Raw genomic sequence first — 22,125 nt, 5'->3', positions numbered from 1 at the left:
CAAATTAATCGTTTATTTACTTCTATATTTTTTATAATTATTATTTTATAAAAGCTAAATACACTTAGTAAACTAATAATAAACCCTTTAACAAATTTTATATCTAAAAATGGAAAACTACAAACTACAATCTGAAGATTTTCTTACTCAGATTATTCTTCAAAAAGAGGTGCGAACCTGGTTTGATTTAATAGATTACGTAAAAAACATTCCTTATGGAAGAAATCTAAGTCGTACTGATTTTTCTTTAGTGATATCAGAACATAAAGGTACCTGTAGTTCTAAACACGGGTTATTACAAAAAGTTGCCGAACTTCATAAAAAGCACGAATATGAGTTAGTGATAGGTATTTATAAAATGAATATCCTTAACACCCCTAAAATTGGAAATGCTTTATCACAAAGCAACTTAAATTATATTCCTGAAGCACATTGCTATATCAAACATAACAATGGTGTAATTGATGTAACTTCTACATCCTCTGATTTTGAAAGAATCGAAAAAGATATTTTAGTTGAAAAAATAATTACTCCTGATCAGGTTGGGGAATTTAAAATACGATACCATCAGGATTTTATTAAAAACTGGATCGTATCTAATGATATGAAAATGAGGTTTGAAGAGGTTTGGAAAATACGTGAGCAATGTATTTTAAATTTATCTAATTAGTTTTTCAGAAAGTTTTTATGTTGTTTTCAAAACTACAGTAAATAAAGGGATTTAGAAGGATTTTTCATTTTTGGCACGGCAATTGATTTCTATATTTTATACAAACAATTAAAATGATATATTATGAAAACCTTTTATTTTAAATTTAGATTTGATCTCAAAACAGTTATTAACTTTTTAAAAGAACTTCCTGCATCATCATCTTACGCGATTCACCGATAAGATGGAATCTATAACGCAGGAAACCGGAGAAAATACCGGTAATCTCGAAAATCGGAAACAAAAATTATGGAGCCCCTAAAAAGCGAGATAGTACTCAATACAATCTCGCTTTTTTTTATATCTATCTCTGAACATTTCTCTTTCTATTCTTTTATATTTTGACACTCTATAAACCTAACTTTATTTTTAACAATTTCTTGTTCCTATAGTAAGCTATACACTCATTCTTCGTCCAAATATTTATAGTAATAACTTTTAATTGATTTTATGGAACTTACAAAATTTCATCAACTATGTGATGCTTATAATAATGCACAAAATAATTTCGAAGAATACAAAAAGGACTGCCATATATTCTCTATGGAAATCGTTAGAGAACTCAAAGCGTATTACAACGTTCCTGAAAGTCAATTTTCTCTATTTAGGATTAATGAACAAAACGGTTTTGAGTTAGTTCCGTCGGCTTTGATTCATGCGATTTCTCTTGAACAAGATTTGTATTGGCATTTTGGAGTTGGATTAACAGTTTGTAAAGCTCCAGAAACATTACCTGAGGAGTTAATTCTTATTCACTTAATGTTTAGAAAGAACGAAAATAACGAGTACTTTATCAAATATGCAAACAACAAAGAAGAATTCCAGATTCAAAAGGGAGCGTCTTCTTCTTATCACGATTTTTTTGACTTTCTGTTTAATATTATAATCACCTCCTATAACGAGCAGTTACAGCATTTTATTGGTGAAAAAACAACGCGTAAATTAGGGTATAGAAAATAATAATTTTGTGATTCCCTGTATATCTTTCAATAAATAAGAAATACGAAGAATCATCTATTACAGTTATTAAATCTGACATATCGTTTGTGTAAAATTCAAGTCATTATTTACTACAATAGTTCGATATTGCGTAATCCCATGCCCTCTTAGGTAGATTGTTATTTCTTCATTAAAAGAATCATTAATTTCTGGAGCGATAATAGTGGGGATTATTTGATGATTGGATACATCGGGGATATGAGCTTTCACCCATTTTATATATCTATTGAGTTGCGAAGCTGCCGAGGCGTCTGCCTGAACTGATTTCAGTTCTATTAGATGAATAAATGAGTTCAATTCATTTTCTGAAAAGATGAGAATATCCATGCTTTGCATACCAGCTCCAGCATATATTTCATTACCAATCCAGGTTATTTCTACTTGCGGAAACAATAATTCTGTAAGTTCTGCATTTCTTTTTATTTCCTGCATTAAATATGCCTGAAGTTGTAACTCCCATCTTCTGTCTGTATTAGTCATAAGATTCTTAAGGTGATCATCGATTCTATCAATGGTGTCGGGAACATTGAGATATGTAGCGTTAGGTTGATCTGCTTCGATCAGTTTTAGGTTTTCCTGATCAAAAGCAATTGCCTTAAAACTTGATTTTTGACCTCCGTTTCTTAAGTCGAGCATTTTTTTGATTGTTTTAGACTCATGAGGTAATAAAGGAGTACATCCTCTACCGGCAGTCATTTTGCGATAAATTAATGTCCAGGGAATATCATAGATACTTTTCATATCTGTCATCTCATCCATCGTTTGCCATTCTGATATTCCTGAACTATAAATCACCTTTGGCTTTATTAATAATCGATATATCAATGATATATCTAATTCATCTTTTAAATATGTTCCGTTTTCCTCATAAAAAGGAAAAGCACTGTCAACCTCAAAAATCCCTAAAAATCTACCTCCTTCTCTACTATGATCATTAGACGTCCTTTCTAAATAAAACAATATTTCATCACCTTTATGAACTCTGCAAATATCAGCATACATGGATGCCTGAGATCTTTCTGACTGAGCGTTAACCGTTACATTTTGCCAACTACAATCATTACGCTTCATTACACCCGCAAAACTATAGTGCAAGTGTACTGGTAATGTTTTTTCTGAAACTATAAATAAGTGCATCGAAAATAATACTATTGTTAGTAAGCCTCATAATTATAAATATTCGCAAGGCTTTTTTGTGTTAATCTAAGGATTTATATTCAACACAATATACAGTTTTTACACACAATCTCATTCTTGAGATATTGATATTTTATGATAATAATAGCGCTTAATTAAAAATAAAAAAGGAGTAAAATCTGATATCGGTTTTACTCCTTTTTTAATATAAGTGTTATGATCTAATCTATCTCAAAATTCTTTATCGTCTGTTCTACAATGTTTTTTCTATATAAAAGTAATTTTCTATATCCTATATAAAACAGTAAGAACAATTTAACTACTTCCAGGATCACATAGAATATATGTGGTATATTGGATGGAGATGATCCTCCTTTAATAACGATATCTGCATATTTATCCAAAACCGGCAACAAGTAAAATGATTGAACTCCTACGATCACAAAAAGGAATAATAACCCAATGAATATTTTTTTATCGGACCTTTTCATTTCTTTTAAAGTAAATAATAAAAAAATACTAAAAAGAAGTTCAATACTATTTAGAGCTTTAAAAACGATTTTACCAATTTCGACTCCAATAGCAGTGGTTACAGAATCTGCTTGAAACTTGAGAGGAGCTTCCATAAAACTGATTGCAATTAGAAAACCGATCCAAATAAATATAATTACAAAACTATAAAGAGATATCTTTTTCATAGATCTAAACAAGATATTTATAATATTTCATTTTTAACAGGACTTGCAATATTGGAGCTTGCTTTTGTCTTTCTATTATTCATACAAGCTAATGTTTCTTTAATAGTAAACCAGCAAAAATATCCTATCCCGACAGAAAAAATAACATCTCCAATAATTCGCAACCACTTAATCACTTGAAATGAAGGAGAATATAATAATTCTGAACTTCTCGCATACCAATATCCATGTTTAATTGATGCCAAGGTTTGAATTATACCTTGTGGTAATAAACTAAACACAACCATAGCTAATAATCCTATATTTAATGACCAGAAGGAAATCTTTAACACTTTACCATTCCAAACTCTATTAGATATCATTCGTAATGAAAATAAGATTAATCCCATTCCTAACATACCATACACTCCAAATAGAGCCGTATGTGCATGAACTGCTGTAGTATTAAGTCCTTGGATATAGTATAATGCTATTGGTGGATTTATTAAAAACCCAAAAACTCCTGCTCCCAACATATTCCAAAACGAAACTGCCAAGAAGAAATAAATTGGCCATTTAAATTCTTGCACCCATTCTTTAATTTTTAATAAGTTCCAGTTTTCCCATATTTCATACCCTATTAAAGTTAGAGGAACCACCTCAAGCGCACTAAATGTAGCTCCAAAAGCAATTGCATGTACTGGTGTCCCCGAGAAATATAGGTGGTGTAAAGTTCCTATAATTCCTCCTGAAAGAAATATAATTGCAGAAAGTACGGTAACTCTCCCTGCAGATTTTTCTTTTATCAATTTCATCTTTACAAACAAAAATGCGATAACGACCGTTGCAAAAACCTCAAAGAATCCTTCTACCCATAAATGAACTAACCACCATCTCCAATAGTTTATCACCGATAATGATGTATTTTCTCCATACATCAAACCAGAAAAGAAAAATGCTCCAATTGCAATTACAGATATTAGAAATAATACCAGAAGGTTTTTAGTATTATCCTTTCTTTTAATACCAATGACAATATGTCTTCCTACCAAAAACACCCATAACACCAATCCTATAGCCAATAATATCTGCCAGAATCTACCCAAATCCATATATTCATATCCTTGGTGTCCAAAGAAGAAGTTAGTTGTTAATTCTAAGTATTGCTTAACACCTAACCACTCTCCTATCATAGATCCTAATACCACAATTAAAATTGCAATAAATAGAAAGTTGATTCCAAATTTTTGAAACTTTAGTTCTCTTTTACTTACTAATGGAGCGATAAACAATCCAGTTGATAACCAAGCCGCTGCGATCCAAAATATAGCTAATTGCGTGTGCCAGGTTCTACTTATTGAATATGGGAGATATTTTGAGAGCTCAAATCCAAAAAATGCTTGCCCTTCTACACTATAATGAACTGTTATAACCCCTAAAATCACTTGTAAAGCAATCAATAAACTAATTACTAAAAAGTATTTTAATGTTGCCTTTTGAGAAGGAAACAGAATAATTCCTTTTAGAGGATTGCTATTAGGAACCTCATCATTATGTTCTTCATTATGGCTACTTCTGATATGGTACCAAACCATAATAGAAATAAACAATAGTAATAATACGATCGAAAATCCAGACCATATTTGTGCGTCTACAGTTATTGTGTTATCTATTAATGGTTCATGTGGCCAATTAGATGTATAGGTAATATCATCACCAATTCTATTTGTAGACGCAGCCCAGGAAGCCCAAAAAAGAAAAGCATTTAAATCATCTAACTTAGATGAATCTGTGAGCATATCTTTGGGGATTGCATATTCTTCATGACCTTTAGAAAATATATTTTTATAATGAGCTGAGTTGGATACTATCGCTTCTTTTCTATCAGATGATATCAGTATATTTTTTGTTATAGTATCATATGTATTGGTCTTAACCTGATCAATCAATCTCCCTTTTAGTAATGATTGGTGCTCCAGAGATAAATCCTCATATTCTTTATCAAACTCAACGGACCACTTTTCTAGTAGAAACACGGCTTCTTTATGAATCCAATCTGCAGACCAATCTGGTGCTACGTAACTTCCATGTCCCCAGATAGACCCTACTTCCATACCTCCAATAGACTCCCATACGTTTTGTCCTCTTTGGATATTTTCTTTGGTAAACAAAACTTCATTAGTATCAGCTACTAATACTTTCTCTGGTATTGGTGGTTTCTCTTGATATATCTTTATCCCTACCCAAATTAATGCTGTAAAAGACAACACTACAATTGTGGCAAATCCTATCCATATTTTTTTCATGGTTCTTGTTTTGGTTTCTATAAATTTTAGAAGCAAAACTACCATCGTTACTAATCATATTTTATGATCCAAATCATGTTGAAAAATAAAATCAATCTCTCCCTACAATTTCAAAATGTGTTTCGTTTATATGTTCATTTAGAAATATCTGACAGGCAAGTCTACTGTTTTGATAATGTTTCCATTGATTGTTCAATGTTTTTTGCTCTAATGCATCTGGCGATATAATTGATGTATTAGGAGTCATTATTCTAATATGGCAAGTACCACACAAGCTTCTTCCTTTACAATCACCAATATCTTCGTACAGTTTATTAATCAGTAACTCCATAAGGTTAGCATATTCATTCCTGATAAATTTAATACTATGATATTCTCCTTGAGTATCTGTTATATATATCTTATACATTGCAATTAATTAATCATACAAGTCTAACAATATTAGATTCTTTTGTTTATGATCTAACTCATAAAACAATATTGAAGAAGGTTATAATTTTGACCTAAATAAAAAGAATTGATATGCATTTAAGTTCATTACTCAACGATATTACTTATGGAGATAAAAATCCTGTAATAAAAAAAATAATGGAAACCGAAGTTTCTAAGGAAATCAGGATTGTTTTCAGAAAAGGACAAGAAATGAAAAGTCATAAAACAATATTTCCTATTACTGTTGAAATCTTTGATGGAGAAATTGGTTTTGGAGTCAAAGATATAACGTATGTCCTTAAGAAAGGTGATCTTATTTCTTTAGATTCTAATGTAGTTCATAATCTTATAGCAACAGAAGACAGTATTGTCAGGCTTTCTCTATCAAAAAATGATTCTGTACAGAGGGTGCAAAAGGTAAATAATCAATAGTATTAAAGCCCTTTTAATAATAATTGTGCTGTAGCTGGATTTGTTGCCAAGGGCACATCATATACATCACATAGTCGCATTAACATAAAAATATCTGGTTCGTGAGGATGTTTTGCTAGTGGATCTCTAAAAAAAATCACCATATCTACTTTATTTTCTGCAACTCCTGCAGCGATTTGAGCATCACCTCCCAGAGGACCAGATAATAATGCCTCAACATCAAATCCGGCTCTCTTTGCTTTTTCTCCTGTAGTACCAGTAGAGATAAGCTTAATGTCCTTTGCATGTAAGATTTCCTGATGTTCGTTTAAGAATTGAACCATTTCGGCTTTTTTACCATCATGTGCAATAATCGCTATAGTCATAATCTAAATTAAGTAGATAATATATCTGATATCCGTAATAATTCTTTATTAATACCGTGATCTTCTTTTAAACCCTTATCAAAATTGGTAGCAGCAATTTTATTATTGATTAATCCTACCATTACATTTTTTTCTCCATCTAAAAGTAACTCTACTGCTTTTACACATAATCTACTAGCAAGTGTTCTATCAAAGCAGCTGGGTGAACCTCCTCGTTGCATATGTCCTAAAACTGTTACTCTAACATCATAATCAGGAAGGTTTTCTGTAACATAATCTGCCAACTCATAAACATTCTTACCTGTTTTATCTCCTTCACACACTACAACTATACTGGAGGATTTACCAGAGCGTTTACTTCGTTTTAAAGATTCTAATAAACGATCCAGTCCTAAGTCTTCTTCTGGAATCAGAATTTCTTCTGCTCCCGCACCAACACCGCTATTTAAAGCAATGAACCCAGCATCACGTCCCATTACTTCGATAAAAAATAAACGATCGTGAGAACTTGCAGTATCTCTTATTTTATCAATCGCATCAATTACTGTATTTAAAGCGGTATCATATCCTATTGTATAATTAGTTCCGGCAATATCATTATCTATTGTTCCAGGAACTCCAATTACAGGAATATCATATTCTTCGCTAAAGATTTTACCTCCTCTAAATGTTCCGTCACCTCCAATAAGTATCATCGCATCTACTCCAATTTTTTTAAGATTATCTGCTGCTTTCTTTCTTCCTTCTACTGTTTTAAATTCTTCAGAACGTGCAGATTTAAGGATGGTACCACCTCTACTAATTATATTACGTACACTTCTAGCGTCCATGACACAATAATCTCCTTCTATCATACCTTGATACCCTCTGTAAAACCCTATACACTTTACATTATAATAAGCACATGCTCTTGCTACAGCACGTATAGCTGCATTCATACCTGGAGAATCTCCTCCCGAAGTGATTACACCAATGGTTTGTATTTGTTTAGCCATTTATTGTTTTTTGGATGCTTTTAATGAATTTATGAAGTGAAATATTTTAGTTATTCTTATCTGTAAAGTTAATAAAATCCGGAGTATCTATTTTAGTAGTGTCTTTAGGTTTGGTAACCGTATCTTTAACTTTTTTCTTAAAGATTTTTTCCTTCAGTTCTTTAAAATTATCAAAATCTACTGAATATGAAATACCTAAACCTTGTTTATACCCCTGCGCTTCTCCGATATATTGTATTTCATTTTGTCTATTAAAAATCTTACCTCTTAGTGACCCATCTTCATTAAAAAGATACTCTACCTCAACATCTCCTACCACCACAGATTCGCTAACTCCACCAACCGGGACTCCAACACTACCATTAATAAGTATTCTGTTATTAATTTGCGTTGAAACGGTCAACCCAAACTCATCGGCGTTTTCTTGATCTGGTGTACGATATCCCTGTACATAGTTAAGGCCTACTTTAAATTTATCATCTTCATCTGAAAAGATATCGCTTACAAGACTAGAAGCTCGCTCAGCTACCAAACTACCTGTTATATTATTAGCGTTTAAATTTCCGCTATAAAATTGTCCTTGAGAAACTAGCGATAAGGCTTGTAATTCTTTTGTTGATTGATCGTTTAACTTGTATTCTAACTCACTTTTTACAACCGAACTTACGTTAGGGAAATTAATATTAAAATTAAGATTTGGTTGAATCAGTTCTCCCTGTAGATCAACTACTACTTCTACCGGGATTTTTCGATTCACAGCTGCATTATCTAATAATATAGCAGGGTTAGCTTCGGTTTTATATACGGCACTAAGATCAAGAACTGCACGTGTTGGACTTCCGTCCCAATTTATAGTACCTCCCGTTTTTACAGAAAATACTTTTTCTAAAAGAGCTCCATATCTAAAGTTATAGCTTCCTTCATACGCAACAAAATCTCCCCACATATTAAACTTCCCGTTGGTGTTGATTTCTATACGTAATATTCCGGCACCTCGTCCTTTTAGAGAACTTCCTGTTTTTTTATCAACTACTATTTCAACCAGAGCATTATTATTAACATCTAAATCAAAATTAAGCTCTAGTCCTTTAATTTCGTCAAGTACAATTTCTTTTCCTTCAAGACGAGCTTGTTTTTCTTCAGGACTAAAAAAATGGATGAAAGAATTATCTCCCAGAGATTCTGTTTCATTTAATGGTATTTTAAAAACAGTACCTTCTTTTGTTTCTGCCATAACATCAATGACCAACTCATCTGTAGGTCCTTTTATAGTAGCCTCACCACTTATAAAAGCAGTTCCGTAATAGAGAGATTCTTCTTCTTCTTTTGTATCTAATACAAGTAATCTATCTTGGGCAAGGAGTTCTAATCCTAACTCCCATTTAGAAAAGCGTTGATGTGCAATATATCCTCCTAAGATTCCATTAGTATTATATTTTGTATCTGTAATATTAAAATAATCGAAATTGAAGCGTTGTTTATCTAACAGTACTTTTGCATTTTCTTCAAAATCAAGATCTACATTAAGGTATGGTACTTTAAGTCCTGCTTTTTGTAGTCGTAATTCTCCATCCATTGATGGATTATTATAGCTTCCTGATATTTTGGCATTTCCAGAAACATATCCTCTTATATCAGAGATTACAATGCCCCCTAAATCGCTAAAACCTATCATATTGAGTTTCTCAAGATCTACATCTATATCTAATTGAGAACTAGTATCAGAAACATCAATAGTTCCAATAGCAGAAAGCGTTTTTATATTATCATTATTTAATAATCGCGTATTAATCTTATACTGTGTTAATGTTTCATTTCCTGATGCGTTAAGACGTAGTTCTCCCATTGGATTGCTATTGATCGCCAGATCATTTATGACAATTGTAGAACTAGGAAAATAAGCTCCTTTATCTTGAAGGATTGCCAGGTCTCCATCGACTTTTCCATCTAAGCGAAGACCTTCTATATAAGGTGTGATCTTGTTGAGGTCAACATCTTTAAAAGTAGCTTTTATATCCTTATAGTCTTTCCCAATCATTTTTCCATTAACACTAATCTCTTCTCCTTTATGATTAAGTATAATTGATTGTATATCTATATTCTGAAAATCATTATCAAAAATGATTTTGTTTTTGGCTTTGCTTTTTTCCTGATTAGTACGCCAGGTATATCCTTTAAATTTAAAATCTGATTTTCTAAAACCTACAACAGAATTATTATCTTCATTAATTGTATGATAAAATTCTAAATTATAATCATCTACATTATTTTTACCTCCCTTAAATTCTGATCTCATAAACAAGGTATCTTTTAACGTTACATTGATCAGACTAAATTTAGAAACATCATAGTATTCGGTATCAATACTATCTACGGCGATATATGTATTAAACAGTGGGTTTTTATTATCCACCTGTATGTCTACATTATCCATATAATTACCAAAGGCATTTATTGCAGGAGACTTAAAAGTAAGTTTAAATTCTGAATCATTACTTTCTACTTTTCCTTTTATAAATGTATTAGGAGCAAATTGTATATCAGGGAAGAAAACATCCACAATTTTATTGTAGATATTAAAATTGAATTCCATAAACTCATTATCGGTAATCTCTGTAGGTTCAAAGTTAGTATACAAACTTCCTATTGAGTTTCTAAACAGATCGTATACATTTTCAAACCTAAAAACTCCTTTTACATTACCATCAATAATATCTGGGCTGTTCATGGTAATGGTTCGAACGCCTTCATCATCGAAACTGGAGGTAATATCAAAATCTTCAAAGTAATAGCTTGCATTTTGATTCTTATACAATGTTTTCTCAAAGGAGATCGTTCCAAAAAGGTCATTAATGCCAGTTCCTTTCATGTTCATAATGACATCTCCATTAAAAACAGAAATATCATCTCTTGTAAATAGTTTTAATTTATTAAAATCTATATGATCTACCTTGGCAACAAAATCATAATTATTGATTTCTTCAGACAAATCTGCTACTCCATTAAAAGCAAATTGTACATTCGGGTCATATATCGTTAGCTTACCATCAAAAACAGGATCTTTAAGGTTTCCTATTACTGTTAAATTTGTATAGTTATATCCATTAAATTCTAACTTGGTAATATACCCTTCTATTTTTGTATCTAGATCTTTAAGGGTAAAACCATTACCATCTACCTGAATATCGAATGCCGCATTACCTAGAGATTCTTTTCCTAAAAGTTGACCAATATTAAAATCATACGAAATCACGGTTCCATTATAGGTAGGTTTTTTTGTACCCTCTAATTCTCCTAATAAAACAAAGGCATTAATTTTTCCTAATTGAGAAAAAAGATCCATATCAACATCTACATCATTAGGAGTAACAATAACATTTCCTATAGCTTTCACGCTACCAAATTGGTATAATTCTTTAGGTAATGATGTTCCTAAAACTCGTGGCAATAAATTTATGAGATCGTAATAATTAGTAGTTAAATTTTCAAAAGTACCATCTAACTTAAATTCTGTTGGGTCTTTAAGTGCATTTCTAATTCTGATATCTCCTTTGATTATTGATCTATCCAGTCCTCTTATATCTGAGTTAATTACTTTAAAATCATTTAAAGTACCTTTTACAAGAGTATTACTTAATATTATATCTTGATTTCTTCCAAACTCTCTATAAAACGGAATCAAATCATTAGTAGATATTTTGGCTTGACTAAAATCAGCTGTGATATTTACTTTATTTTCAAAATCATCGAGACCACCTGGTTTGTATGAAAAAAGTACTTCTCCTTCTATTTTAGAATCTTTTGTTTCTATAACAAGTTCCTGAAACTTCATAGTTGTAGGTGTTATAGCAAAGCAGGTCTGTAATCTAGAAACATTCAATCCTCGTTGATCTTTAAAAGATAATGCATCTATATTTACATATATATCATCTCCATCTACAACAAGACTCTCTGCATCTAATGTTAGATCATCATAGATAACAACATTAGGGTTATTTAGATTTTCATCAATGAAGCTAAATTGACTATTTGTCATTGCAATATTACGAGTAGTGAGCACGAATTTTTTACCAGAAGATTCTTTCTGTCCCGTATCAAACTTTCTGATAAAGGTCATAAGATTATCGCTTTTCTCTCCTTTATACATTTTCATATCAAAAGTCAAATGATCAATAGATACAGTGCCTAGCTCAGGATTTCCTTTTGATATTTTTCTTAAGTTAAGAATTGAAGTTTCTATGCTTCCAGCATATAATAATGTATCCTTATGATGATCTTTTACTAAAACTTCTTTCAGGTTTACGTTACCAGAATATGTTAATCCAATCCTTTTGATTGCTACATCAACACCATATTCATCATTAAGATAATTTGTAATCCTTTTACCAAAAAACGTTTGTACACCAGGGATTGAAAATAGTATCACTAGGATTAGAAATAGCGATAACAGGACAAGCATTGTCCTTAACAATATTTTCCCGAATTTTTTGATACGTTTTATTGTTTTAACTTTGTTGACAATATTAACAATTTCTATGCCCTTTTCCTCATAATGAGCTTACAAAATACATATATCTTAGGTATTGAATCTTCGTGCGATGATACATCGGCCGCTATATTATGCAACGGTAAAGTATTATCTAATGTTGTTGCATCACAAAAAATTCATGAATTATACGGTGGTGTAGTACCAGAATTGGCGTCAAGAGCGCATCAACAAAACATTGTACCGGTAATTGATCAAGCTATTAAACAAGCTAATATAAACAAGGAAGATTTAAGTGCGATTGCATTTACACGTGGCCCGGGATTAATGGGATCTCTTCTGGTCGGTACTTCTTTTGCTAAATCTCTTGCTTTAGCTCTGGATATACCTCTAATTGATGTAAATCATATGCAAGCACATATTCTTGCTCATTTTATAGAGGAAGAAGAATATGATAAACCCGAATTTCCATTTTTGGCAATGACTATTAGTGGAGGTCATACACAAATTGTAAAGGTAAATGACCATTTTGATATGGAAATTATCGGTGAAACTATTGATGATGCTGTCGGTGAAGCCTTTGATAAAAGTGCAAAAATATTAGGACTACCTTATCCTGGAGGTCCTTTAATCGATAAGCACGCACAATCCGGTAATCCTAAAGCTTTTCCTTTTACTAAACCAAAAGTTGGAGATCTAAACTTTAGTTTTAGCGGACTCAAAACAGCTGTACTTTATTTTGTGCAAAAACAGGTAAAAGCAGATCCTGATTTTATTGAGAAAAACCTGGATGATGTATGTGCATCTATACAATATACCATAATTAATATTTTAATAGATAAACTTAAAAAAGCTTCTAAACAAACAGGGATTAAAAGTATTGCCATTGGTGGTGGGGTTTCTGCTAATTCTGGTATAAGGAAAGCTTTAAAAGAAGGAGAGTATAAATATGGATGGAAAACATTTATTCCTAAATTTGAATACACAACGGATAATGCGGCTATGATTGCCATTGTTGGATATTTAAAATTTTTGAAAAAGGATTTTGCTGATTTAGATATCGTAGCTAAAGCCAGAATAAAATTTTAAAATTACTTAGGTACAAATCATAATATATTTAGCACATAATATCTAAGCACTAAAAAATGCAATTATTTTATAATAACACATTAACCGCATCAAACACAGAAATACGATTCTCCAGGGAAGAAAGTAAGCATATCGCTAAGGTATTACGAAAAAAAGAAGGTGACACATTATACATTACCAATGGTTTAGGATATCTCTTTACCGCCAATATCACTTTTGCGAATCCAAATCAGTGTATAGCCACAATACAAACCGCAGAAAAGCAATCTAAAAGAAGTTATCGATTACACCTTGCTGTTGCTCCCACCAAAATGAATGATCGATACGAATGGTTTTTAGAAAAAGCTACAGAAATAGGTATCGATGAAATTACTCCTGTTATATGTGATCATAGCGAAAGAAAGGTTATAAAATCCGAACGTTTTGAACGTATATTGCAAAGTGCCATGAAACAATCTCTTCAGTGTTATTTGCCAAAACTGAACCCTGCTATTCCATTTAATGAGTGGCTACTTCAAAAAAAAGAAGGTCAATTATTAATAGCACATTGCGAAGAAACTAAAAAACAATCCCTTAAAGAAGTTGCAGAATCAAATTCTGATACAACCATCTTAATTGGTCCAGAAGGGGATTTTTCCCCTAACGAAATTACAAACGCTCTAAAAAATGGGTTTACTCCTGTAACTCTAGGATCTACACGTCTTAGAACAGAAACTGCTGCTATTGCTGCGGTTCATAGTATAGCATTTATAAATTCTTAGTTCTTTAAAGTGTCTTCCTCTTAAATAAATTAATACCTTTATATAAATATAATTCGCACAAAAATGTTGAAAGGTACAAAATGGTTATTTCCAATTATTTTGTTATGCTTGAATTGTTCATCAAGTAACGACACAAATAATCAACCTCCTGTTAATGATAGTAATACAATTAGTACTATAGAGTTTATAGATGAATTTATTATTCCGAATCAAGAAATAAACGGTGTTCCGATCGGAGGATTATCAGGTATTGATTATCACGATGGAAAATGGTATTTAATATGTGATACCTCTACTCCTCCTATCCGTTATTATGAAGCCAATATATCTTACACAAAAGATGCTATACAAAATGTAGGGATTACTTCTATGGTAGAAATTAAGGACGAATCAGGAGCTCCTCTAGCATCGGGTATTGTAGATCCAGAATCTATAAGATTAGATGTAAATACGGGTACTATTTTATACACTAGTGAAGGAAGTATTAATAATGGTATCGATCCAGGATTAATCGAAATTTCTACTTCTGGTAATCAAATAAGAAATCTTACCCTTCCTGATCATTTTAAAGCCAATACAACCGATGATTTATCAGGTCCAAGACATAACGGAGTATTAGAAGGACTATCTTTAAGTTTTGACGACAAAGGATATTGGGTTTCTATGGAGTTACCTCTTATAGAAGATGGTCCTGAACCAACGACAGCTGATACCGAATCGCCTGTGCGTATTACTTTTATTGATAAAGCATCTGGAGTTGCGCAAAAACAATTTGCATATGAACTAGATCCTGTGGCTCGTGAACCTGCATTAGGAACCTCTTTTGAAGTTAATGGATTGGTAGAGATTCTTGAATATGATGAGAATCAATTTTTAGCTTTAGAACGTTCTTTTTCTTCTGGGTATATTGATGGTGGTAACACGGTTAAGATTTACAAAGTAGACATAACCAATGCTACAAACACACTTGATATTGAATCATTATCTAATACAACTCATACTAAAGCAACAAAGACGTTGCTTTTTAATTTTGATACGATCAGAGGGCAACTTACAAATTCTACAGTTGATAATATCGAAGGAATATCTTTAGGATCAAAACTAGATGATGGAAGCCGTACACTTGTAGTGGTTTCTGATAATAATTTTAATTCGTTTTTCCCTCAGTTAAATCAGCTTATTGTTTTTAAGATTATTCCATAAATAATATACAGCAAAATTTTTATAGAATTAATCTAAAACCATAGACTGGAAGTTCTCCTTGCATAAAATCAAGATCTTCGGATCTTTTGAATCCTATTTTCTCATACATCCCCCATGCAATTTCCATAGCTTTTGTAGAGTGAATGACTACTTCTTTTTGCTTTTCCTCTCTGGCGAGTTCAATACAATGATTAACTAATTGTTTGCCTATTCCTTTGCCTCTTGTAGTAGGATTAACGGCCAATAATCTAAACCCTGAAGCATTTTTTTCATTGGGAGCAGATCCTCCAGATCCATAAAACTTCATATCACCCAAATAAATTACCGCACCTCCTATTTGTTCTTTTGATGTAACAGCTATTAATAACCTTGTTTTAGGATTTTTAGTTAACTCTCCTATATTGGCTAGTACATTATAATATGCTGGCTGTTTTTTTTTTGATGGAAAACCTTTTAGTTTTGAATAGACATGAATCATTAATTGTCCTACTTCTTTAAACTCATCTGGTTGGGCGTCTCTAATAATATATTCCTGGTGATCTGAATTCAATTCTAATACTATTAAATTTATACTATTACTTATCTAAAAGAGCAATGATTCTTAATGGTCCTCCACTTCCTCCTTTTATTTTCATAGGTAACGCAATTATAGTAAATTCTTTTTCGGGGAGTTTATCCAGGTTTGTTAGATTTTCAAAAGCGGGAATATTTTGTTCAAGAAGTATCACATGGCTTTTAAAATATTGAGATTGCCCATAATCTATACTTGGCGTATCAATTCCTATGGCATTAATATTTCTGTTCTTAACCAACCATTCTGCAGCTTCAGGTGAAAGCCCAGGAAAATGAAGGTCCTTGAGAGCTTCACTTCCTCGTTGGTCTGTACCCAGGTATTTTACCTTATCCGGATAAAATTTTGAAAAACCAGTTTCTAATAAAACAATAGATTCATCAGGGATTGATTGATTTTCTTTTTCCCAATTCATAATATCTTCAATACTTATCAAATAATCAGGGTTATTTTCTGCATTCCCTGAAACATTAATCTTTATAGCTTTTCCTATTAACTTTTCTAAAGGTATTTCATCAACAGTTTGTTTGTTTTTAGCAAAATGAATCGGAGCATCAATATGAGTTCCTCCGTGTTCTGCAGTAGCAAAATTATTTGCTGCATAAAAGAATCCTTTATCTGTTTCGCCTTTGGCTACTACATCTAATTCAAATTCTTTTGCTGTTACCCAATAGATAGTTTCTTCAGAAAAAACGTGTGTTAAATCAATAATTTGACTTTCAGAAATATCTTTCTTTGAGGTTACAATAGGTTCTTGACTCTGATGAGGTTTATTGTTACATCCTATTAATAAAAAGAGACCAATTAGTGTATAGAGAGTTTTCACAAATCTGCATTTTAGTTGTTACAAAATAGTATTAGTTAACCACCGTTTTGAAGGTGGGTTACACTCAATATAAGTAGTCTTTACATAGATACAATCCAACTTATAAAAGGTTTAACATATACTGCTAGATATTACCTTGTTTCATAAAAGCTTAGAAGTTTTCAAGCTTTCGTTTCTCGCTTATTTCACCTTCAATATTGTAATAAGCTATTATCTCTTCTATTTGTTCATTTTTAAAAAAATACCATTCACTTACTTCTAATTTAAAATCATCTTTAATACCTGTATAACAAACGCAGGCTTTGTTATCTGCATATATTTCGTGATGCAATACAAAACGATGTCCTAAAAACTTGTCTTTATTAGCTTCTACCAGATTTAAGTATTCTTCTTTTCCGTTTATGGTTCCGTAAGGACTTGTATGTTTAAAATGTTCTGATATCGGTAAATTATAAAAATCTCCTTCTTCCCACTTATCAAACCACTGTTTTACTAATTGTTTTACATCCATTGTTGTATTTGGTATTTATTAAAAAGTGCTTTAAAAATTATCTTCAATCAATATTATCTAAAGTATACTACCACTTTTCAAATTAATAAAAAATCACCTCATAAAAAAACCACAACATTATCGTTGTGGTCTTTTATACATCATTGCTAATTTCAATTTATTCTCTCTATATTTCTATTTTTACTGCTCCTGTAGTTTTTAACATTTTATCTTGAGTGTACGCAATAACAGAAAGCTCATCAGAGTTTTGTATCCAATCTGGTATTATCAACTTTATCTCACCTGAGTTTTCCTTTTTCACTAAACGGTTAGCTACTATATTACTATTCTTTAAAGTTCGATTTCTATTTTCTCCTCGGCGGACTTCTGTAATTCGTTCAGAAACTACTAATGCAAGAGTTACTCTATTAAACTCATCTCCATTTACTGCATAGTTTAGTATCACCTCATTATTGTTACGCTTAACTTCAGTTAATTTGATCGCATTTGTTGCCTTGGATTTACTATATTTCTTTAAGGCATATTCTGCTTTAGTACCATTTGATCCCGTAAAATGTTCGCTTCCGTTCACTACCAATTGAGGGGTATATATAGATCTACTATAGAATTGTTGTGCATAATCTCTTTGATAATCACTAAAAGATTCTGCACTAAAAGGGTCTTTCCATCCTAAACGATTCCAATAATCCACATGGTATGAAAGCACAAAGACATTTTGATCGCTATAAGTTTCTTTTATATCATCAAGTAATACATCTGCAGGAGGGCAACTACTGCATCCTTGAGAGGTAAACAATTCGAGAACTATAACAGATTCATTATTTTCTTGTGCATGTGTATATACTGAAAAACTAAGCGTTAATAGTATTAAAAGGTATTTTGCCATCTTCTAAATTTTAGTACTTTTAAACTTTCTTATTTAGACGCATACTATGATTAAACTTACGGGATATTACTTTCTTTTTTTGTTTTCTATATCCATACAAAGCCAGGATATTGCAATATTGCAGTATAAAGGCGGTGGTGATTGGTATAGTAATCCTACTGCATTACCTAACCTAATAAGGTTTTGTAATCAAAACATAAATACTGCAATAAAAGATAAACCCGCTACCGTAAAACCAGAAAGCGTTGATATTTTTCAATACCCTTATATTCATATGACTGGCCATGGTAATGTATTTTTTACCGATGAGGATGCAGAGAATATCAGGGATTATTTATTGAGTGGTGGATTTCTACATATCGACGACAATTATGGCATGGAACCCTATATAAGAAAAGAATTAATTAAAGTATTTCCTGACAAAGAATTAGTCGAATTATCTAGTTCTCACCCTATTTTTTCATCAAAATATAATTTCCCTCAAGGTCTACCTAAAATCCACGAACATGATGGAAAACGACCACAAGCACTTGGAATAACACATGAAGGAAGATTAATCTTGTTATTTACTTTTGAAAGTGATCTTGGTGATGGTTGGGAAAATCCAGAAGTGCATAATGATCCAGAAGAAGTTCGTTTAAAAGCATTGAGAATGGGTGCCAACATCATTAAATATGCTTTCGAAAATTAATGGCTGATCAATTACATCACTATAATGTCAAATTTGAGAAGAAACAGTTTTCGATAACGTTACTATGTGATCGGGTAAATTCTCCTGCAAACATTGGTAGTATATTTAGGGTAGCTGATAGTTTTGGCGTAGAGAAAATTTACTTTTGTGGTGAAGAAATTACTGTAATTAGTAAGCGTATGTTAAGAACTTCGCGATCTACACATAATAGTATACCTTATCAACAAGAAGATAAAGCCCTGGACATTATAAAGCAGTATAAAGCTAATGGATATAGAATTCTTGCGTTGGAAATCACAAAAAACAGTATCCCGATTTCTGAATTTAAATCGTTAAATGATGAAAAAATAGTTTTAGTGATAGGCGAAGAAAATTCTGGTGTATCTGAAGATATTTTACAATTGGTGGATCAAAGTTTACACATTAATATGTACGGAACTAATAGCAGTATGAATGTTGCTCAGGCAGCAGGCATTGCATTATATGAAATCACCAAACAAGTTTCTAGTAGTTAAAATAAACGTTCTAAAAAATTAATAGATATTAGAAATAGTTCTTAGTTTTGAATATAGACAAAATAAAGCTTCCATTTTTTTGATACTTTAATAACTATAGCATATGAATTCAAAAACAATCTCCTACGGAATCCTAAGAGCTGTAGCTGCCATTATTGGTACGCTTGGGTTATTATGGTTTTTATATAAAATACAATCCATATTGATCTACATTGCATTTGCAAGTGTTATTTCATTAATGGGAAGACCTCTTGTATCCTTTCTTAAACGAAAACTAAAGTTTAGAAATACACTAGCTGTAGTATTTACTTTATTCATAACAATAGGGTTATTTACTAGTATATTTACTTTGTTTGTACCTATTATAAGTGAACAAGGACAACTAATTGGTGAGATTGATCTTAATAAAGTAGGAGAAGATTTTGATCGTCTTAATCAAGAGATTAGTGACTATTTTAATGTAGAGAAACTTAATTTGGTTGAATTGATCAAACAGACAGATTTGATGCAGTTCTTTGATTTAAAAGCTATTCCTAATGCTATTAATTCTTTTTTAAGTGGTTTTGGAGCATTATTGATTGGTTTATTCTCTGTACTATTTATTTCATTCTTTCTTTTAAAAGATAGCAAACTATTAGAAAACAGTTTATTAGTATTTGCAAAAAAAGAAGATGAAAACAAGTTTATGACGGCTTTTACCAAAATCAAAGATTTATTATCAAGATACTTTGTTGGTTTATTATTGCAGGTTACTATTTTATTTGTTTTGTACACTATACTCTTATTAATATTTGGAGTACATAATGCTATTGCCGTAGCACTTATAGCTGCTATACTCAATCTAATACCATATGTAGGACCGTTGTTTGGAGGCATCTTAGTATTGCTTCTTGCAACTACCAGTAATTTAGGGTATGATTTTTCTACAGTTATCCTTCCTAGGTTAAGCTATATATTGATCGGGTATTTAATTATACAGATGATAGATAATTTTCTTAATCAACCTTTGATTTTTGGAAACAGTGTAAAATCTCATCCTCTAGAGATCTTTTTAGCTATCTTAATCTTTGGATCATTATTTGGCATTGGAGGGCTTATTGTGGCAGTACCTTTTTACACGGCAATTAAAGTGATTTCTAAGGAGTTTTTGTCTCAGTATAAGATTGTTAAAAAGCTTACCAAAGATCTCTGATATTGTGTTTTTACCTTTTTAATATTGAATAAAAGAATTTTACATAAAGAAGTTCAGGACTTTATTTTTGAAAAATCAAATAAAAAAGTTGATCCTCATAAATTAGCGCTGTCAGGAAGTCCCTTTAAAGAGATTACTCCTCAGGAATTAGCGCAACAGGTAAACGGACGAATTAAAGCTGAGCATAAATTAAAATCTTGGTTTTCACAAAGAGATATATACTACCCTCCTACTATTAATCTTGAACAAACTTCTTCTGAAACTACAGCTCTTTATAAAAGCAATCTGGTTTCTGGAAAAGTTTTAATTGATCTCACTGGTGGTTTAGGTATAGATGATTATTTTTTTTCAAAAAAAACTCAAAAAGTAATTCATTGCGAACTTAATTCAGAGCTGAGTGACATTGCTAAGCATAATTTTACTGTTCTTACCATTAATAACATTGAAACACACTCCGGAGATGGATTAACTCTTTTAAAAGATCAAAATACTGTAGATTGGATCTATATTGATCCTTCGCGAAGAAATGAAAGTAAAGGAAAAGTGTTTTTTCTGGAAGATTGTCTTCCTGACGTACCTAAACATTTGGATTTTCTCTTTTCTAAAAGTGGCAATATAATGATTAAGACTTCTCCTCTATTAGATATACAAGCAGGTATTAAATCACTCAAAAAAATTAAGGAAATTCATGTGATTGCTGTCAATAATGAGGTTAAAGAACTTTTATGGATTCTTGATTCTTCTTATGTCGGAAATATTACTATTAAGACCGCAAATATAACAAAAGACAATACTCAAGGATTCACCTTTTTATTAAAGGATGAGACCATACATATTGCAAATCTTGGATTACCAAAAAAATACCTGTATGAACCCAATGCAGCTATCTTGAAAAGTGGAGGTTTTTCAAGTATTTCTAAGCATTTTGATTTAGATAAACTACATCTTCATTCACATCTATATACTTCTGACAACGAAATTGATTTTCCTGGAAGAAAGTTCGAGATTATAACTGTATTTCCTTATCAAAAAAAGGTTTTGGCAAAAACAGGTATTACCAAAGCTAATATCACTACCCGTAACTTTCCTGAATCTGTCGCTGGAATCCGTAAAAAATTCAAAATCAAAGATGGTGGAGATCATTACCTTTTCTTTACCACAGATTGTAAACAAAATAAGGTGGTTATACAGTGTAAAAAGGTTTTTTGATCATCATTAACATTAAAACTTACTCATTCTTCAAAAAGTGCATTCGTTTGTAAAAACTATCCAAAAAGCTACAATTTTAAGTCATTCAGCTAATTAGTTTTTCTGCTCTATGACTTATATATATCTTTTTCAA

At 31.5% G+C, this 22,125-nt stretch carries 21 protein-coding genes; 10 read left to right on the top strand and 11 right to left on the bottom strand.

The features are described from left to right. Positions 1-109: 109 nt before the first annotated feature. Positions 110-670: a hypothetical protein gene (locus tag U0D62_RS22675; RefSeq protein ID WP_322289645.1), complete on the top strand. Its 561-nt coding sequence runs from the start codon at positions 110-112 to the stop codon at positions 668-670. Positions 671-1,159: 489 nt separating this feature from the next. Next, on the top strand, positions 1,160-1,669 hold the full coding sequence (locus U0D62_RS22670) for a hypothetical protein (protein WP_322289644.1): 510 nt from the start codon (positions 1,160-1,162) through the stop codon (positions 1,667-1,669). 66 nt (positions 1,670-1,735) lie between these two features. On the opposite strand, the gene U0D62_RS22665 is transcribed toward U0D62_RS22670, so the two are convergent. From U0D62_RS22665 to U0D62_RS22650, 4 genes are all read right to left on the bottom strand, one after another. Beyond that, positions 1,736-2,845, bottom strand: coding sequence for a hypothetical protein (locus tag U0D62_RS22665; protein WP_322289643.1), 1,110 nt, complete (start codon positions 2,843-2,845; stop codon positions 1,736-1,738). A gap of 221 nt (positions 2,846-3,066) precedes the next feature. Beyond that, complete coding sequence (locus tag U0D62_RS22660) at positions 3,067-3,543, bottom strand: hypothetical protein (RefSeq protein ID WP_322289642.1); 477 nt, start codon at positions 3,541-3,543, stop codon at positions 3,067-3,069. A 17-nt stretch (positions 3,544-3,560) separates the two neighbouring features. Then, a complete protein-coding gene (locus U0D62_RS22655; protein ID WP_322289641.1) occupies positions 3,561-5,828 on the bottom strand; it encodes a nitric-oxide reductase large subunit in 2,268 nt (755 codons plus the stop codon). A gap of 91 nt (positions 5,829-5,919) precedes the next feature. Then, the gene (locus tag U0D62_RS22650; protein WP_322289640.1) at positions 5,920-6,237 is read right to left on the bottom strand and encodes a 2Fe-2S iron-sulfur cluster-binding protein; all 318 of its coding nucleotides are present in this window, start codon (positions 6,235-6,237) and stop codon (positions 5,920-5,922) included. 113 nt (positions 6,238-6,350) lie between these two features. Between U0D62_RS22650 and U0D62_RS22645 the strand changes: the two genes are divergently transcribed. After that, positions 6,351-6,692 (top strand): cupin domain-containing protein, encoded by a 342-nt coding sequence (locus tag U0D62_RS22645; RefSeq protein ID WP_322289639.1) that lies wholly within the window; start codon positions 6,351-6,353, stop codon positions 6,690-6,692. Positions 6,693-6,694: 2 nt separating this feature from the next. Here the strand turns inward: U0D62_RS22645 and U0D62_RS22640 are convergent, their stop codons facing one another. Genes U0D62_RS22640 through U0D62_RS22630 form a run of 3 tightly spaced genes read right to left on the bottom strand, consistent with a single transcriptional unit; the run spans position 6,695 to position 12,478 of the window. After that, positions 6,695-7,057, bottom strand: a complete 363-nt coding sequence (locus tag U0D62_RS22640) for a methylglyoxal synthase (RefSeq protein ID WP_322289638.1) — start codon at positions 7,055-7,057, stop codon at positions 6,695-6,697. 8 nt (positions 7,058-7,065) lie between these two features. Next, complete coding sequence (gene pfkA / locus U0D62_RS22635) at positions 7,066-8,052, bottom strand: 6-phosphofructokinase (RefSeq protein WP_322289637.1); 987 nt, start codon at positions 8,050-8,052, stop codon at positions 7,066-7,068. Positions 8,053-8,098: 46 nt separating this feature from the next. Further along, the gene (locus U0D62_RS22630; protein ID WP_322289636.1) at positions 8,099-12,478 is read right to left on the bottom strand and encodes a translocation/assembly module TamB domain-containing protein; all 4,380 of its coding nucleotides are present in this window, start codon (positions 12,476-12,478) and stop codon (positions 8,099-8,101) included. Positions 12,479-12,604: 126 nt separating this feature from the next. On the opposite strand from U0D62_RS22630, the gene tsaD reads away from it, so the two are divergent. The 3 genes from tsaD to U0D62_RS22615 all read left to right on the top strand — a co-directional run bounded on the left by tsaD (position 12,605) and on the right by U0D62_RS22615 (position 15,591). Beyond that, positions 12,605-13,627 (top strand): tRNA (adenosine(37)-N6)-threonylcarbamoyltransferase complex transferase subunit TsaD, encoded by a 1,023-nt coding sequence (gene tsaD / locus U0D62_RS22625; RefSeq protein WP_322289635.1) that lies wholly within the window; start codon positions 12,605-12,607, stop codon positions 13,625-13,627. A 56-nt stretch (positions 13,628-13,683) separates the two neighbouring features. After that, positions 13,684-14,388, top strand: coding sequence for a 16S rRNA (uracil(1498)-N(3))-methyltransferase (locus U0D62_RS22620; RefSeq protein ID WP_322289634.1), 705 nt, complete (start codon positions 13,684-13,686; stop codon positions 14,386-14,388). Between the two features lie 63 nt (positions 14,389-14,451). Beyond that, positions 14,452-15,591: an esterase-like activity of phytase family protein gene (locus U0D62_RS22615; protein ID WP_322289633.1), complete on the top strand. Its 1,140-nt coding sequence runs from the start codon at positions 14,452-14,454 to the stop codon at positions 15,589-15,591. 19 nt (positions 15,592-15,610) lie between these two features. Here the strand turns inward: U0D62_RS22615 and U0D62_RS22610 are convergent, their stop codons facing one another. The 4 genes from U0D62_RS22610 to U0D62_RS22595 all read right to left on the bottom strand — a co-directional run bounded on the left by U0D62_RS22610 (position 15,611) and on the right by U0D62_RS22595 (position 18,385). Further along, positions 15,611-16,141 carry a GNAT family N-acetyltransferase gene (locus U0D62_RS22610; protein ID WP_322289632.1) on the bottom strand — a complete coding sequence of 177 codons (531 nt, stop codon included), beginning with the start codon at positions 16,139-16,141 and terminating at the stop codon, positions 15,611-15,613. A 25-nt stretch (positions 16,142-16,166) separates the two neighbouring features. Further along, positions 16,167-16,988 (bottom strand): cyclase family protein, encoded by an 822-nt coding sequence (locus U0D62_RS22605; protein WP_322289631.1) that lies wholly within the window; start codon positions 16,986-16,988, stop codon positions 16,167-16,169. 151 nt (positions 16,989-17,139) lie between these two features. Next, entirely contained in the window at positions 17,140-17,499 is a 360-nt protein-coding gene (locus U0D62_RS22600) for a nuclear transport factor 2 family protein (protein WP_322289630.1), read from the bottom strand. 166 nt (positions 17,500-17,665) lie between these two features. Beyond that, positions 17,666-18,385, bottom strand: coding sequence for a DUF1223 domain-containing protein (locus U0D62_RS22595; protein WP_322289629.1), 720 nt, complete (start codon positions 18,383-18,385; stop codon positions 17,666-17,668). 46 nt (positions 18,386-18,431) lie between these two features. Between U0D62_RS22595 and U0D62_RS22590 the strand changes: the two genes are divergently transcribed. The 4 genes from U0D62_RS22590 to U0D62_RS22575 all read left to right on the top strand — a co-directional run bounded on the left by U0D62_RS22590 (position 18,432) and on the right by U0D62_RS22575 (position 21,992). Beyond that, positions 18,432-19,076 (top strand): DUF4159 domain-containing protein, encoded by a 645-nt coding sequence (locus U0D62_RS22590; RefSeq protein ID WP_322289628.1) that lies wholly within the window; start codon positions 18,432-18,434, stop codon positions 19,074-19,076. Continuing rightward, positions 19,076-19,591, top strand: coding sequence for a TrmH family RNA methyltransferase (locus tag U0D62_RS22585; RefSeq protein WP_322289627.1), 516 nt, complete (start codon positions 19,076-19,078; stop codon positions 19,589-19,591). The genes U0D62_RS22590 and U0D62_RS22585 overlap by 1 nt, the downstream gene beginning before the upstream one ends. 103 nt (positions 19,592-19,694) lie before the next feature. Continuing rightward, entirely contained in the window at positions 19,695-20,783 is a 1,089-nt protein-coding gene (locus U0D62_RS22580; protein WP_322289626.1) for an AI-2E family transporter, read from the top strand. 24 nt (positions 20,784-20,807) lie between these two features. Next, the gene (locus U0D62_RS22575) at positions 20,808-21,992 is read left to right on the top strand and encodes a THUMP-like domain-containing protein (protein WP_322289625.1); all 1,185 of its coding nucleotides are present in this window, start codon (positions 20,808-20,810) and stop codon (positions 21,990-21,992) included. The last annotated feature ends 133 nt before the right edge of the window (positions 21,993-22,125 follow it).

Origin of the sequence: Aquimarina callyspongiae, assembly GCF_034322225.1 — a bacterium.
GTDB lineage: Bacteria > Bacteroidota > Bacteroidia > Flavobacteriales > Flavobacteriaceae > Aquimarina.
Note: the sequence above shows the minus strand (reverse complement) of the source record. Positions and strands in the feature narration are given on the sequence as shown.

Bases quoted from the DNA above. Each gene is read 5' to 3' on its own strand.
- U0D62_RS22590 (WP_322289628.1), top strand. From the start codon at position 18,432: ATGATTAAACTTACGGGATATTACTTTCTTTTTTTGTTTTCTATATCC.
- tsaD (WP_322289635.1), top strand. From the start codon at position 12,605: ATGAGCTTACAAAATACATATATCTTAGGTATTGAATCTTCGTGCGAT.
- U0D62_RS22665 (WP_322289643.1), bottom strand. From the start codon at position 2,845: ATGCACTTATTTATAGTTTCAGAAAAAACATTACCAGTACACTTGCAC.
- U0D62_RS22640 (WP_322289638.1), bottom strand. From the start codon at position 7,057: ATGACTATAGCGATTATTGCACATGATGGTAAAAAAGCCGAAATGGTT.
- pfkA (WP_322289637.1), bottom strand. From the start codon at position 8,052: ATGGCTAAACAAATACAAACCATTGGTGTAATCACTTCGGGAGGAGAT.
- U0D62_RS22585 (WP_322289627.1), top strand. From the start codon at position 19,076: ATGGCTGATCAATTACATCACTATAATGTCAAATTTGAGAAGAAACAG.
- U0D62_RS22600 (WP_322289630.1), bottom strand. From the start codon at position 17,499: ATGGATGTAAAACAATTAGTAAAACAGTGGTTTGATAAGTGGGAAGAA.
- U0D62_RS22615 (WP_322289633.1), top strand. From the start codon at position 14,452: ATGTTGAAAGGTACAAAATGGTTATTTCCAATTATTTTGTTATGCTTG.
- U0D62_RS22655 (WP_322289641.1), bottom strand. From the start codon at position 5,828: ATGAAAAAAATATGGATAGGATTTGCCACAATTGTAGTGTTGTCTTTT.
- U0D62_RS22580 (WP_322289626.1), top strand. From the start codon at position 19,695: ATGAATTCAAAAACAATCTCCTACGGAATCCTAAGAGCTGTAGCTGCC.
- U0D62_RS22670 (WP_322289644.1), top strand. From the start codon at position 1,160: ATGGAACTTACAAAATTTCATCAACTATGTGATGCTTATAATAATGCA.
- U0D62_RS22645 (WP_322289639.1), top strand. From the start codon at position 6,351: ATGCATTTAAGTTCATTACTCAACGATATTACTTATGGAGATAAAAAT.
- U0D62_RS22595 (WP_322289629.1), bottom strand. From the start codon at position 18,385: ATGGCAAAATACCTTTTAATACTATTAACGCTTAGTTTTTCAGTATAT.
- U0D62_RS22660 (WP_322289642.1), bottom strand. From the start codon at position 3,543: ATGAAAAAGATATCTCTTTATAGTTTTGTAATTATATTTATTTGGATC.
- U0D62_RS22650 (WP_322289640.1), bottom strand. From the start codon at position 6,237: ATGTATAAGATATATATAACAGATACTCAAGGAGAATATCATAGTATT.
- U0D62_RS22675 (WP_322289645.1), top strand. From the start codon at position 110: ATGGAAAACTACAAACTACAATCTGAAGATTTTCTTACTCAGATTATT.
- U0D62_RS22620 (WP_322289634.1), top strand. From the start codon at position 13,684: ATGCAATTATTTTATAATAACACATTAACCGCATCAAACACAGAAATA.